The sequence below is a fragment of the Gemmata obscuriglobus genome, assembly GCF_008065095.1.
In the GTDB taxonomy this organism is placed as follows: domain Bacteria; phylum Planctomycetota; class Planctomycetia; order Gemmatales; family Gemmataceae; genus Gemmata; species Gemmata obscuriglobus.
Genome location: NZ_CP042911.1, coordinates 3,383,248 through 3,397,057 on the forward strand (window position 1 = coordinate 3,383,248; position 13,810 = coordinate 3,397,057).

Consider the following 13,810-nt stretch of genomic DNA (forward strand, 5'->3'; position numbering starts at 1 on the left):
GAGAACCGGACCCGGTCGTTAAGGGTCCGCCCGCGCGCAGGTCGCACTTGCCGATTTCGCTCGGAACGCGCTTTCGCGCGCCGGTACGGACGGTTAAACTCCCGACGGTGAGGACACGGACGTGGCAAAGAAACCAGCGGCCCCGGTTCCGGTTGCCGAACTTGTGCGGCTCGCGCTGTTGAACGTCGCGAACGCCACCGGCGACGTGAAACTCGGCGGCAAGGGCGGGCTGTTCCCCACCGCGAGCGGCCCGAACAAAGAGGCGGCCGACGCGTGCATGACCGCCGCCGTCCCCCTGCTGACGGTACTCCGGACCGAGGGGAAGGCGCAGATCGTCGGGCTGACGCCGGCGGGCTTCGAGCGGATCGCGGGCGAACTCGCCGAGGACAAGGTCGGACCGCTCGCGAAAGCGATCGCGGCAGCGGCACCGGCCGCGGCGCGGATCGAGTTCATTCAGTCGGTAATCGGTCGAACTCCGTTCGCGGCGCCGGAACTGACTCCGCTGCTCGAAGAGGCGGTTGCGGCCGAAAAAGCCGAGCAAGAAGCGAGAATTGAAGCGGCGAAGAAGCGCCGCGAGGCGGAAGAGATCGCGCTCGCCGCACTGGAACGGGCGAAAGCCCTGCTCGAAGAGCGCCGCCGGAACCGGCTCGACGCGCTGCGTCGCGAATACGAACTCGAAGGCGCGAAGGCGACCGAGTTGCCCGAGCCCGCGCCGCGTGTGGAACCGCGCCCGGAGCCGAAGGCCGCCGCGCCCGCACCGGCATCGGCTCCGGAACCCAAGACGGACGAGGAGCGCGACTTCCGGCGGTACACCGCGGACCGACTCGCCGCCGCGTGGCGCGACGCCTGGACCGACGGGAAGACCGAGGGCCGCGACTACCTCGAAACGGCGATGTGGAACATCCGCGGGATGCAAATGATCGGCGAGCCCGGGCAGCAGATCGCGTTCAACGGCCGGGTCCACGAATCGGAGCAGCCGGCCGCCCCGGGAGACCCGCTCACCGTGCTGCGCCCGGGCTGGCTGCTCAAGACCGACGACGAGGATTACGTCGCGCTGAAGGCCGCGGTCGGCGACCTGTGATACCCGTGTCGGCCGGTTGTGATCATTTTTGTGTCACGGACGCGCGCGTCCGTGTGCCTTCAGCGCCCGAAGCCGCACCGACCGGAACGTCGGTGCCACAAAGACCAAGCGCCAGTAACGGGCGCTCATAACCGGACCGGTGTGAGGTTCTCAATGGCCGAGCGCGTGTTCTGCGTGGACTTCGGAACGTTCTACACCAAGGTCGCGCTCCGCTCGGCGCCCCAGGAAGCGGGGGCTCTGGTCCCGTGCTCGGACGAAGGGTTGGAGTTCTGGGCGCCCACTGTGGTCTCGGCGGACTGGACGCGGGGCGAGGCGCGTCTGGAGTTCGGGCACCGTGCGGCCGATGTCAAACCGGGCGGCAAGGTCGTCGTTTACTCGAACTTCAAACGGGAGCTGTTCGCTCCGCCGCCGGCGCAAGGCCCGGACCTCCACCCGATCGACGCGCTGTTGCGGTCCGAAGAGTTCGAGGCGCTGGCCGCCAAACACGGCGTGCTGCCGGCGTGGGTCGCGGGCCTCCGGTCGCTGACCACCTCGGCCCGGACCCTCTTCGGCACCCCGGACGCGAGCCCCGGCGGCGCGGCGGCCCGGCGGCAGGAAGAGGCGAAGCGGCTCACCTACCACTACTTCAAGTGGCTCCGGGAGTGCGTGCTGAAGGCGTGCGAGCGGCTCCCGCACACCGCGCTGAACTACAAGGACATCCCGCTCCGGATCACCGTCCCGCTGTTCGGGCCGATCGAAACGCTCGCCCAGCACCCGGGGTGCGTGCGGCTGCGCGACGCGCTGGCGTCGGCCGGCTGGCCGCTCGCCGACCCGCTGTTCGTGTCGGAGCCCGAAGCCAACGCGGTCGGGATCTTGACGAAGGCGGTCAACGCGCTCACCGTCCGCACGAAGAAGATCAACTTCCGCGAGATGTTCAACCGCGGCCCGCTCATCACGGTGCTGGCCGGCGACGCGCACCACCCGACCTACCGCGCCCTGGTGATCGACGTGGGCACGTTCACGAGCGACTTCGCCGCCCTCGGGATCGACACCGGCGGGAAAGAGGTTGACACGTCCAACGGTGCCGGTTTCGGGGTGACCCAGCAGTCGATCGCGTTCGGCATTTCGGACCTCGATGCGACCGTGCGGGACGCGCTGCCCGAGGAGAAGCGGGCCGCGCTGAACGGGATGGCGCGAAAGGACTTCGCGGCGTTCCAGGTGAGCGCGTACAGCGCCGAGACCGGTTACCGGATCGGCCCCGGGAAGGTGATCGGCGGCTCCGCCGACCGGCCGATCGTCGAGAGCTGCCTCGCCGCCTTCTGCACGCGCCTCACGGACGAGACCACGGCCTTCCTCCAGCAACTCGGCCCGGCGTCGATGCAGGAGCTGATCCTCACCGGGGGCGGCAGCAACATCCCCGCGGTCCGCGAGGCGCTCATCAAGGCCGCCGCCGCGACCCCGGGCGCCGCGTTCGTGAAGACCCACGCCCCGGGCCTCAAGAAGGTGAAGTCCGGCCCGCCGGTCGACTCGCTCGACGACAAGTTCGCCCGCGGCGCGACCGCGCTCGGCGGTGCCAGCCTCTACTTCGAGCGCGAGTACTTCTGACCCGCCCCGCGGCAGGGTGGGTTTGCGTGGTAGCGGGTTCGTGTGTACCATTCGCACAGTCACGGCCACGCGATGGTTCGCAACGCCGGCGCCACCACCGAACACCCGCTATGTCTTCACAACCCGTCACGTTCCCGTGTTCCTTCTGCACGCGCCGGATGGGCGTACCGGCCGAACTCCTCGGGCGACAGGTCCGGTGCCCGCACTGCAAGCAGGTCGTCGTCGCGCCCGCCACCGCCGGCGCCGCCCCGGAGATCGTGCCCCCGCCTCCGCCCCCGCCCGCTCCCGTTCCCCCACCGGAGCCAGAACTGCGGTCGTTCGACCTGCCGGTGCAGAAGGAAGAGGCCGACAGCATCCTGAGCGACCCCCACGAGTCCGAAGACGAGGTGTTCGGGTCCAGTACCGCCTCGCGCCTTCGGACCCTGACGCGCGAGCCGGCCCCGGAACCGGTGGCCCCGGCGCCCGCCCGCCCGATCAACGCCGGGCCGGCACCGGTCGCGGGTGGGTCGGCTCCCGCCCACCCCTTTAGCAGCTCGCTCCCGCTCCCAAACCTGCCGGCGCCCGTGAAGGCACCGCTCCCGCAACCGGTCGCGAAACCGACGGCACTCGCCCCCGCCGACGATCCCAAACCTGCACCGCCGCCAGCGCCAGCGGCCCCACCGTCGCCGCCGAAATCGACGCCCGCGCCGCCCCCCGCGCCCGCACTGGACAACCCGTTCGCGCTGCTCAGCGCCATCCAGTCTGCCGCGAAGACGCCCGCGCTCGCACCCGCCGTCGAGGAGCGGCTCGAAACCGGCGAAGACGAGCCAGCTCAAACGAAGAAGCGCAAGGAACGAGACGAGGAGCCTGAAGAGCGGCCGATGCGGGCGACCTCTGGTCGCGCCGGCGGTGGTGCCGGAGGCGCGAAGACCGTGCTGCTGGTGGTTCTGGCGGGCTACGCGTTCATCGCCACCGTGGCCGCCGTGTACGGACTGTTTTTCCGCTCCGGGACGCCCGCCGGGCACCCGCTTTCCACCATCCCGGACACCTTCGGCGAGTTCGACCCCGTGAGCCGGAAGAAGGTCACCCAGGCGACGTTCCCGGTAGACGGCCCGCTGCCGCCCGAGTTGCGCGCCGGGCTCGGCAACACGATCTCCATCGGTCAGCTCGAAGTCCAGCCGACGAAGGTCGAGAAGCGCAAGCTCGCGATCCGGGTCGCGGGGACCGACGACCGTGAGGCCGAGCGCACGATGTACCCCGGCCCGGCGCTGGTCATGACGCTCGACATCAAGAACACGTCGCCGGATCTGCCGATCCTGCCGATGGACCCGGCGTTCACCCGGCGCGAGGCCGCGAGCGATCAGCCGATTACCCGACTCGTCACGAGCAAGCGGGCGTTCTACGGCGGCGAAATCGAGTGGCCGTGGCCGAAGGGGGTGAAAAGGAAGATCGAGGTGCAACAGGGCAACGACGCGATCCCGCTGCGACCGGGCGAAAGCCGCGAGTACGTGGTGTTCACGGCCGCCGGCGCGGACCTGATCCGCACCGCCGAGGCCGAGAAAGGCCCGTTGCAGTGGCGGGTGCAGTTGCGCCGCGGGCTGATCGAGTACAAGGGGAAGGAGGTCCCGGTTACGGCGGTGATCGGGGTGGACTTCCAGGCGGCCGACATCCGCACGCCCGACTGAAATCCTGAAATCCGGCGCGGGGGTTGAACCTCCCGGCCCCGTGCGGCATCATGAACAACGCACAGGCGTGCAGGCTGAGGATCAGGTTCCGGCTCAACCGCGGCCAAGAAGAGTGTGGGTTCGAGTCCCACCCCCGCCACTCCCTTTGGGAAGTCAAAAGGGGCCAGTAGAAAGGCGAACGGCGACCGAAGATGTTGTTGCCCCACTTTCCCCTTGTGCCTTGTTTCTGGCGGGGTAGCCCAACGGTAGAGGCGATACGGCTGCCCCCAGGTTCAGGTTGTCACGCCAAGCTCAAACCCGTGCCGAGGTGCCCAATCGAACGACCGGCTCCAACCAACCTATAGTGGTTCGAATCCATTCCCCCGCGCTTCGCCCGACCCACGCGGGGGTTGCCTAACGGTAAGGCAGTTGGTCAACAAACTCAAAGCCGGCGACCGGATACTGTGAGCACTCCCTGAGACGGCACACCTACACGCGCGAGCGAGAGGGACCCAGCCCCGGCGAGCCGGCGAAAGCTCGACCGGGGCGCTTTTATTTCCGCACCCATGACCGACCGCGAGTTTGCTCTTAGTGTGGTCCGCACCCTTCAGTCCGCCGGGTTCACCGCTCTCTGGGCCGGCGGGTGCGTGCGCGACGAGTTCCTCGGGCTCGTGCCCGAAGACTACGACGTGGCCACGTCGGCGCGACCGGAGCAGTTGCGCCCGCTGTTCCGCCGGCGGAACGAGATCGGCGCGCACTTCGGTGTGGTGCAGGTCATCGGCCCGAAGAAGGCCGACGGCACCTGGCACACCATCGAGGTGGCGAGCTTCCGGTCCGACGGCGCGTACACCGACGGGCGCCGCCCGGACACCGTCACCTTCTCCACGCCCGAAGAGGACGCGCAGCGGCGCGACTTCACCGTCAACGGAATGTTCTTCGACCCTGTTCGGAACGAGCTGCTCGACTTCGTGGGCGGCCGGGCGGACCTGGACGCGAAGGTGCTGCGCGCGATCGGCGACCCCTTCGCACGGTTCACCGAGGACAAGCTCCGCATCCTGCGCGCGGCCCGCATGGCGACGCGGTTCGGGCTCGCCATCGACCCCACCACCCGTGACGCCGCGCAACAAATGGCGCCGCAGGTGAGCGTGGTTTCGGCCGAGCGGGTTGCCGAGGAGTTGCGGAAGCTGTTCGCCCACCCGAACCGCACACGCGGGCTCGCGCTGCTTCGCGAGCTGGGGCTCATCGAACCGATTTTGCCGGAACTGACACCCTCAGCGGATCGTGCCAGCGCGGCACTCGCGGCGCTGAGCGAAGTGGGCGGGCGGCTCCCCTTTCCTCTCGCGTTCGCGGTCACACTCCACGCGGTCGGCAGAGCGGTCACGGAACGCGTCGCCGAGCGGCTGAAGCTCTCGAACGTTGAGAGCGACCGTCTCTGCTGGCTGGTGGCGAACCAGAGCGTGCTGACCGATGCCGAGGTCATGCGCCCGAGTAAGCTCAAACCGCTGCTGGTTCACCCGGGCATCGACGACTTGCTCGCGCTCCACCGGGCGCTGGCGACCGCGACCGGCGGGAGCCTGGCCCCGGTCGAGTTCTGTACACGCGTCCTGCGGGACACGCCGCCCGAGGAACTGAACCCGCCGCCCGTGCTGACCGGGGCGGACCTGATCGCCCGGGGGCTGAAGCCCGGTCCGGCGTTCAAGCGCCTGCTCGATGCCGTTCGGGAAGCCCAGCTCGAAGGGCGGGCGGCGACGAAGGAGCAGGGGCACGCCCTGGTAACCCGGCTGCTCGCGGAACCGGGAGACGCGCCTGAACCACCGCCGGGGTAGTTCGGCGGTCGCCGCGCACCACTTCATGCCACCAGAAGTTGAGCAGCGTTCGCGCGGTCCGCGGCACCTCACGAAGGGACACCTTGCTCTCACCGCCGGCCCGCGGCCGGTGCGTGACCGGCAATTCCGTCACCTCCAGCCCCAACTGCCGCGCCCGGGTGAGCATCTCCGTGTTCACGAAGAACCCACGCGACTCCGGCATCAGCCCGGCCAGGGTGTCGCGCCGGAAGACCTTGAGCGCGCAATCCACGTCGCGGACGCGCGTGCCGAGCAGTGCGCGGGCCAGCACGTTATAGCCCCACGACAGGAACCGCCGGCGCCACGGGTCCTGCCGGTCCGCGCGGAAACCCACCACCACCGGTACGCTCCCCGCGTGTTCCGCCAACTGGGCCAGGTCGGTGAGATCGAACTGACAGTCAGCGTCGGTGAACGCGACCAGGTCGAACCGCGCCGCCTCGAACCCCGTGCGCAGGGCGGCCCCGTACCCGCGGTTCGTCGGGTGCCGCAACAGCCGTGTGTGGGGGGCGGCTTCCAGCGCCCGGCTCGCCTCAGTGGCGGTCGCGTCGGAACTGCCGTCGTCCACCACCAGGATCTCGAACCGCTCGAACGAGCGCCCGAGTGCGGCTTCGGCCTCGGCGATCGCGCGGCTGATGACAGCGGCTTCGTTGAACGCCGGGATCACCAGACTCAACCCGGTGCGCGTGAACGTGCCCATCGCGGCCCCCTGGAAAACAGCACGGCGGACGGGGAATAGCGAGACGGCGAAGCGGCGTAAAGGGCACCCGCCATCGAAATAGCACTTGCCAAATACGGTAACCAGGGTAGAAATAGATCAGGTGAAGTGCTGATTCACGACCTGACCACTTCGAGGGCGAGCCGTGACGCTGCTGAGCCGCAAGGCGGACTATGCCCTCCTGATTCTCTCGTACCTGTACCAGAACAAGAGCGGTGGGACCGCTCGCGCGATCGCCGAGCAGTTCGGGCTGAGCCGGTCGTTCGTGGCGAACATCCTGAAAGAGCTGTGCCAGAGCGGGTTCGTCGCCAGCCACCGCGGCGTGAAGGGCGGGTACGCCCTCTCCCGCGACGCCGCCGGCGTGAGCCTTGCGGAGCTGCTCGAAACCGTGGAAGACGGGTTCCGGCTCACGGTATGCAACACCGTCCACGCGGACGGGGCCGAACCGTGCTCGCACTCGTCAACGTGTACCGTAAAAGGGCCGATGGCCGGGGTGTACCAGCGGCTCATGGGCGTGCTCCGCGACGTGACGCTCGCGGAACTCTTCGACCCACAGAGCCCCCCGCCCGCCCTCCACGCGCTCCCGCTATTGGCGGGCAGTTGCTCGCCGACGTCCCCGGTCGAACCGTTCCCGGCGCAGGCGGTCGGCACCTGACAGAACACCCCCAACGCGGAACCGCTATGTCGAAGATGCCGGTTTACATGGACAACAACGCCACCACCCGCACCGACCCGCGGGTGGTGGACGCGATGCTCCCCTACTTCACCGAGAAGTACGGCAACGCGGCCAGCCGCAACCACCCGTTCGGGTGGCACGCCGAGGAGGCCGTGGAGACGGCCCGCGGGCAGATCGCCGCGATCATCGGCGCCAGCGCGAAGGAGATCATCTTCACGAGCGGCGCGACCGAGAGCAACAACCTTGCGATCAAGGGCGTTGCCGCGATGTACAAGAAAAAAGGCAACCACATCGTCACCCAGGCGACCGAGCACAAGGCCGTGCTCGACACCTGCAAGCGTCTGGAGCGCGACGGGTTCCAGGTCACGTACCTGCCCGTGGATAAGTACGGCCAGGTCCACGCCGAGCAGGTGCGGGAGGCGCTGACCGAGAAGACCGTGCTCGTCTCGATCATGGCCGCCAACAACGAGATCGGCAGCCTGTTACCGATCAAGGACATCGGGCGGTTGTGTAAAGAAAAGGGTGTGCTGTTCCACACCGACGCCGTCCAGGCCGTTGGCAAGGTCCCGCTCGACGTCGAGGCGATGGGCATCGACCTGCTGAGCCTCACCGCCCACAAGATCTACGGCCCGAAGGGCATCGGGGCGCTCTACGTCCGCAAGAAGGACCCGCGGGTGCGGCTGGAGCCGCAAATCGACGGCGGCGGGCACGAGCGCGGGATGCGGTCCGGGACGCTGCCGGTGCCCCTGATCGTGGGGCTGGGGACCGCGTGCGACATCGCCAAGAACGAGATGGGCGAAGAGGTCGCGCGGACGTTCGCCCTCCGCGAGCGGCTGCGGAACGGCATCATGTCGAAGCTGCCCGAGAGCTACCTGAACGGGCACCCGACCGAGCGGCTGCCGGGCAACGCCAACATCAGCTTCGCCTATGTGGAAGGCGAGGGCCTGATGATGGGCATCAAGGACGTGGCGGTGTCGAGCGGGTCGGCCTGCACGAGCGCGAGCCTGGAACCGAGTTACGTGCTGCGGGCGCTGGGCGTGGGCGACGAACTGGCGCACTCCAGCATCCGGTTCGGCATCGGCCGCTTCAACACCGAGGCCGAGGTGGACTTCGTCGTCGAACTGGTCACGCGCGAGGTCACGCGGCTCCGCGAAATGTCCCCACTGTACGAGATGGTGCAGGCCGGGATCGACCTCAAGTCGATCGAGTGGGCTGGGCACTGAGTGATCCGATCTGCCGACCTGAATCTTCGCGGCCGGGCGCCGCATCGAACTTATAGGAGTGCGACATGCCGTACAGCGAAAAGGTTCTCGAGCATTACAACAACCCGCGCAACGTCGGCAGCTTCGACATGAAGGACCCGACGGTCGGCACCGGGCTCGTCGGCGCCCCCGAGTGCGGCGACGTGATGCGGCTCCAGATCAAGGTGAACCCGGCCACCGGGGTGATCGAGGACGCGAAGTTCAAGACCTTCGGGTGCGGCTCGGCGATCGCGTCGAGCAGCCTCGCGACCGAGTGGCTCAAGGGCAAAACGGTCGACCAGGCGCTGGCGATCAAGAACACCGAGATCGTCGAAGAACTCGCGCTCCCGCCGGTCAAGGTTCACTGCTCGGTGCTCGCGGAAGACGCGATCAAGGCCGCGCTGAAGAACTACCAAGAGAAACAAGACGCCGACGTTGCCGCGACCGAACACGCGGAGCAGCCCGAGCCGGCCGGGGTGTAACGTGACCCGCCGGTGAGCGTATACTGCATTCAGCCGAACGACTCGCACCCTTAAACGAAAGGCTACCGCAATGTCCACCGCCACCGCCACGGCTCCCGAAACGCAACAACTCGGCCTCGCGGGCAACGCCCCGGCCGGCCCGCCCCCGATCATCGTGACCGAGAAGGCCGCCGCTGAGGTGAAGCGGCACATCGCCAGCATGATCGAGAGCAAGGAGATGGAACCAGACGGCAAGCTGTACCTCCGCGTCCGGGTTCAGGGCGGCGGGTGCAGCGGGTTCCAGAACAAGCTCGACCTCGACGCCAAGTACGACGAGAAGACGGACCACAAGTTCGACTTCCACGGCGTCGAGGTGGTCGTGGACAAGCGCTCCATGCTGTACCTGTCCGGCGCCACGGTCGATTTCCACGACGACCTGAACAAGCGTGGGTTCACGATCAACAACCCGCAGGCCAAGAGCACCTGCGGCTGTGGCAGCTCGTACACCATGTAAGCTGGCACATGCTGCGTTTGTGTTGGTTCCCGGCGGGCGGCCAGTGGGCCGTTCGCCGCACCGTACGTGCGCGGCATCGGGCCGGCCTCTGAACACCATGACCGACTACTTTCACCGCCTCGGCCTTCCGAGGCGGTTCGCCGTTGATGCCGCGGATCTTGAACGAGCGTATCTCGCGCGGTCGCGTGCCGTTCACCCGGACTACCACCTCGCCGGCTCGTCCGCCGACCTGAATGCGAGCCTGGATCTGTCGGCCGCACTCAACGAGGCTTACAATAACCTCCGCGACCCGTTCCTGCGGGCTGAGCATTTGCTCGGCCTGATGGGCGGGCCGAGTGCGGCCGAGCAGAAGCAAATGCCGCCGGCCTTCCTGGCTGAGATGCTCGATGCCCGTGAGGAACTGGAGGCCGCGAGAGGTTCACCGACCAAGACCGAGCAACTCGAACAGGCGTTCGGCAGCCGCCTCGCCGGTGTACTTGATGATGTTGCGGCGGCGTTCGGTCGTTTGGAACCGGTTGCGGCAGATTCACCCGAACGCGTGAACCTTTTGGCCCGGATTCGTGGTCTATTGAACGCGGCCCGCTACATCCGTGGTCTCATTCGCGATCTCAATGCCGAGCAGTAAAGGAGCGGCCCGTGTACGATCCGGCACAGATGAAAAAGCTGAAGACGATGCGGGAACTCGCGCCGGAGGGGATGGCGGCGTTCGATGCACTCAACGCGGCGGTGTTCAAGGACGGGGCGTTGTCGCTCAAAGTGAAAGAACTCATCGCAGTCGCAGTGGCCGTGACGACGCAATGTCCGTATTGCATCGACGCACACGTTAAGAAGGCAAAAGCCGCGGGTGCGACGGATGCCGAACTGACGGAGGCGACTCTCGTCGCCGCGGCATTGCGGGCGGGCGGGGCGGTGACACACGGCACCCACGCCATAAGTTGACAGAGACCAGGGCGTTTAACTCAGCGGTTAGAGTGCCTCCCTTACAAGGAGGAAGTCGGGGGTTCGAGTCCCTCAACGCCCACTGACAGAAGTCCGATCGACTCAGGCCTTCGCGACAATCTCACGATAGAGGGCTATCGTGTCTCGTGCCAAATCCGCATCCCAATTTACCGCCACCAAAAAACGCAACGACGGCGCCCGATGCTGAGTGGGCGGCTGTATCACCTTGAGCGAGTGCCCTTCCTTCGCGCTGCATACGGATTTCCGGCCCACTTGGTTGCCTTGGGCGGCTCCGCAAACGAGGAAGATGCGGGTGAGGAAGGAGCCGTAGAAACTGGCGGAGCGGTTACTTCGGGCTCTGGGCCAGGACTAGTGTTCGACATTGAACACTTCGGATCAAATCTGAGTGAACGGTTATTCCACTCGCCTCGAAGGCATCGGCGCGGCCCCGGGAGTTCATCCCCATTGGCGCAGAGCTTTGCGAACCAAGCGCCGCTCTCCAAATTTGGCGAGGTGCCGGCGCAGGTCGTTGAGCAAACGAGCCGGTTCGGAGCTTGGCGCATCAGTTGCGAGCTGGTCTAATCACATTCGAGCCGTCGAAATAGGGCACCGAGTTGAGCCCCAAGCACGAGGGGCGAAATGGTCCTGTGTTATTGGGCTTGGGCAAAGTCTCGCACACCAAACACGGGTTCGGCAACACGAGGTGCAGCGATGGCAAAGCACGTTGGTGCGGGCTTCTTGGTCGCGCGCCTGCTCGTCGCCACCTTGGGGGCTGCGACGAGCGGGTGGACCCTCGTCGTAGCCTTCGCCTTCGCAAGCATGACGGGCGTGTCCCCGAGCGGCAGCCCGCAGTGGTGGGCCGCCGCGCTTGGTAGGCTCTTCCTGTCATCGTCCGAGTCAGTGATCGCGTGGCTGTTGTCGGCCCTGCTGCTCGCGTGCGCCGGTATCGGTGCCCGTGACCTCGTGGTACTCCTGTACCGCCTCGGCTCCGGCCTCGCAAACGCCATTGCCCGCTCCCCACGAGCCCCCGGCCCGATACCGCCCATGAACGGGGCGGGCGGTTAACGTGGCCGGTACCATGTATCGGGTCGGCCGAACACGGCGCTGCACCTGACACCGCCATCGGCATTGTGACGCACCGCTCACCTGGATCCTGGCGGTGCAAGTGAGCTTTATGTTCGGCGTTGAAGCCCCGAGCCAAAACTACCCGTGCCCATGAAGTTCTCCGCTGCGACACAAGAGAGAACCACATGGACCGACGGTGCAACCACAGCCACTACTGGACGACGTCGCCCGTGTCGGACCGCAAGGCGGGCTCCACAACCTTGCATCTCCACGGCAAGTTTGAGATCACCGAACAGGCGACACAGGCGACCGTTGTCGCTGAGGTGATCTACTGGGATGCGGCTCCGGGTTACTTTTTGCAGACATTCGGAAGTGAGGTACCCGTTGACGTCATTGAGGAATTGATCGCCGAAGCCAAAGAAAAGATTGTAAGCGTTCACAGTTGATGCGGGTGTATCTCAACAGCCAGCGAAAGTTGGGTTCATCATCGGTGGTTGTTGAGCCGGGACCGGGATCAGTGTTGGTGGCTTTGCCCCGGTACGGTGTGCGGTGACGGCGTCGGTGAGGAATGCGAGCACGTTGCGGCCCTGCCGGCGACACGAGGCCAGGACCGTGAGGATCCGCTCCACGAACCGGCTACCGCGTTCGGAGTCGGTGCCGTAGCTGGTCTTGCGCCAGCACACGGCGTGACGCAGGGCCCGCTCGGCCGCGTTGTTGGTCGGTTCCACCCCGCCCACGCGTGCGAACGTCCACAGGGCCGGCTCCACCGCCAACAGCTCGCGGCACACGGCCCCGGTCTTGGGGCACCCGCACCGGCCCCCGTGCCCCAGGTGCGTGCGGAACCGGGCCCGCACGGCGCGGGCGTACACGCGAGCGAACGTGGACCGGGCTAACGTCCCGTCCCGCACCCGGAACCAGTGCCCGAACAGTTCGTCGGAACAGGCCAACAGGGCGGCCCCGATCGGGGATCCGTCGTTGCCCCGATCGATCATCGCCTGGAAGTCCCGCCGCAGGTGCGCCCAGCACACCTGGCGCCGATGCACCGGCAGATGCGTGTACACCGGATACCGATCGGTCGTGTGGACCTGGGCGGACCCGTCCCGCAGGTCGTCGAACGCGCTCCGGCCCCGGGTGGCGCGGATCAGGAATGCGACCACCGAGGTGCTCACCGCGACCCACAACCAGGCCCGCTGGCGCCCTTGCGTCCAGCCCGTTTCGTCCACGTTCGCCGGGTGCCCGCGGGTGTACGCGAGAGCCGCTTCGGCCACCGGGGCCAGAGCCGCCGCGGTCGTGTGCTGGAGTTTGCACACCGTGGCCGGACGGATGGGCAACCCGAACAGGTCGTCGAACAGTTGGCTCACCACCCGCTTGCCCAGGCGGCACGAACCGGTGAGCATGGCGGCCACCGCCTGGACCCGGGGACCGTACCCGGGAGCCGCGTCGGCGGGCACCGGTGCGGTCGTCACGGCGCCGCAGTGCGGGCACCGGAGCCGATGGCACCGATACTCGGTCACCTGCGGCCGGACGACCGGGATCTCATGCACCTGGTGAATCGACGGGTTCGGGTCGTCCCCGGTGAGTGGGCACGCACACCCGCGGCAGGTGTCCGGTTTGAGGGTGTGGACCGTGTCGGGCGGCAGCACGGTGCGCTCGGCCTTGGGGTGCCCCGATTGACCGCCGCGCCGCTTCCCCGAGGGACTCTTGGGCGGGGCCGGCTTCACCTGCGGACCATCCGACGAGGGCGGTTTCGACGAGTTGCTGGAATTCTGGTTGAGCCGGGTCTGAAGGTCGGCCACCGTGACCTGGAGAGCCGCGACCGTGGCCTGCAACTGCGCAACCGTCGCTTCCAGCGCACGAATGTACGCCACCACCGCTGGCGGCAGGTCACTCGGTAGCTCCGGCGGTTGAGGAACAGATGTCATCGCGTCCGTTCGATTACGGAACACCGGCTCTTGAGGCAACCCCGCGCAGAATCGAGTCACAAAGGCCTGGAAAATGCACGGCCCGCACCCCGTGAACGGTTACAAAAGATTAGGTATTTCTAGGG

The 13,810-nt window shown here is 67.3% G+C and carries 13 protein-coding genes, 2 tRNA genes and 1 pseudogene; 14 read left to right on the forward strand and 2 right to left on the reverse strand.

Going from position 1 to position 13,810, the window contains the following annotated elements:
- Nucleotides 1–121: 121 nt before the first annotated feature.
- The 5 genes and pseudogenes from GobsT_RS13990 to GobsT_RS39620 form a co-directional block, all read left to right on the forward strand.
- Entirely contained in the window at nt 122–1,081 is a 960-nt protein-coding gene (locus tag GobsT_RS13990; protein WP_010037745.1) for a hypothetical protein, read from the forward strand.
- 153 nt (nt 1,082–1,234) lie between these two features.
- Nucleotides 1,235–2,665: an acetate and sugar kinases/Hsc70/actin family protein gene (locus GobsT_RS13995; protein WP_010037748.1), complete on the forward strand. Its 1,431-nt coding sequence runs from the start codon at nt 1,235–1,237 to the stop codon at nt 2,663–2,665.
- Between the two features lie 110 nt (nt 2,666–2,775).
- Entirely contained in the window at nt 2,776–4,329 is a 1,554-nt protein-coding gene (locus GobsT_RS14000) for a hypothetical protein (protein WP_148087736.1), read from the forward strand.
- 229 nt (nt 4,330–4,558) lie between these two features.
- Nucleotides 4,559–4,696, forward strand: a tRNA-OTHER gene (locus GobsT_RS14005).
- 178 nt (nt 4,697–4,874) lie between these two features.
- Nucleotides 4,875–5,564, forward strand: a pseudogene (locus tag GobsT_RS39620) (CCA tRNA nucleotidyltransferase); the annotation flags it as partial.
- Between the two features lie 439 nt (nt 5,565–6,003).
- Here GobsT_RS39620 and GobsT_RS39625 read toward each other — a convergent pair.
- On the reverse strand, nt 6,004–6,849 hold the full coding sequence (locus GobsT_RS39625) for a glycosyltransferase family 2 protein (protein WP_010037754.1): 846 nt from the start codon (nt 6,847–6,849) through the stop codon (nt 6,004–6,006).
- 163 nt (nt 6,850–7,012) lie between these two features.
- Between GobsT_RS39625 and GobsT_RS14020 the strand changes: the two genes are divergently transcribed.
- The 9 genes from GobsT_RS14020 (at nt 7,013) to GobsT_RS14060 (ending at nt 12,209) form a co-directional block, all read left to right on the forward strand.
- The gene (locus GobsT_RS14020; RefSeq protein ID WP_010037756.1) at nt 7,013–7,522 is read left to right on the forward strand and encodes an RrF2 family transcriptional regulator; all 510 of its coding nucleotides are present in this window, start codon (nt 7,013–7,015) and stop codon (nt 7,520–7,522) included.
- A 26-nt stretch (nt 7,523–7,548) separates the two neighbouring features.
- Nucleotides 7,549–8,766 carry an IscS subfamily cysteine desulfurase gene (locus GobsT_RS14025; RefSeq protein WP_010037758.1) on the forward strand — a complete coding sequence of 406 codons (1,218 nt, stop codon included), beginning with the start codon at nt 7,549–7,551 and terminating at the stop codon, nt 8,764–8,766.
- 65 nt (nt 8,767–8,831) lie between these two features.
- On the forward strand, nt 8,832–9,266 hold the full coding sequence (gene iscU, locus GobsT_RS14030) for a Fe-S cluster assembly scaffold IscU (RefSeq protein WP_010037760.1): 435 nt from the start codon (nt 8,832–8,834) through the stop codon (nt 9,264–9,266).
- 70 nt (nt 9,267–9,336) lie between these two features.
- Nucleotides 9,337–9,759 carry a HesB/IscA family protein gene (locus GobsT_RS14035; RefSeq protein WP_010037762.1) on the forward strand — a complete coding sequence of 141 codons (423 nt, stop codon included), beginning with the start codon at nt 9,337–9,339 and terminating at the stop codon, nt 9,757–9,759.
- Between the two features lie 97 nt (nt 9,760–9,856).
- The gene (hscB, locus tag GobsT_RS14040; RefSeq protein ID WP_010037764.1) at nt 9,857–10,384 is read left to right on the forward strand and encodes a Fe-S protein assembly co-chaperone HscB; all 528 of its coding nucleotides are present in this window, start codon (nt 9,857–9,859) and stop codon (nt 10,382–10,384) included.
- An 11-nt stretch (nt 10,385–10,395) separates the two neighbouring features.
- Nucleotides 10,396–10,698, forward strand: a complete 303-nt coding sequence (locus GobsT_RS14045) for a carboxymuconolactone decarboxylase family protein (RefSeq protein ID WP_010037769.1) — start codon at nt 10,396–10,398, stop codon at nt 10,696–10,698.
- A gap of 9 nt (nt 10,699–10,707) precedes the next feature.
- Nucleotides 10,708–10,780 (forward strand) — tRNA-Val (locus GobsT_RS14050).
- 629 nt (nt 10,781–11,409) lie between these two features.
- Entirely contained in the window at nt 11,410–11,763 is a 354-nt protein-coding gene (locus tag GobsT_RS14055) for a hypothetical protein (protein ID WP_010037771.1), read from the forward strand.
- 230 nt (nt 11,764–11,993) lie between these two features.
- A complete protein-coding gene (locus GobsT_RS14060; RefSeq protein WP_148087737.1) occupies nt 11,994–12,209 on the forward strand; it encodes a hypothetical protein in 216 nt (71 codons plus the stop codon).
- A gap of 12 nt (nt 12,210–12,221) precedes the next feature.
- On the opposite strand, the gene GobsT_RS14065 is transcribed toward GobsT_RS14060, so the two are convergent.
- On the reverse strand, nt 12,222–13,685 hold the full coding sequence (locus GobsT_RS14065) for an IS66-like element ISGob3 family transposase (protein WP_033197688.1): 1,464 nt from the start codon (nt 13,683–13,685) through the stop codon (nt 12,222–12,224).
- Nucleotides 13,686–13,810 lie beyond the last annotated feature (125 nt).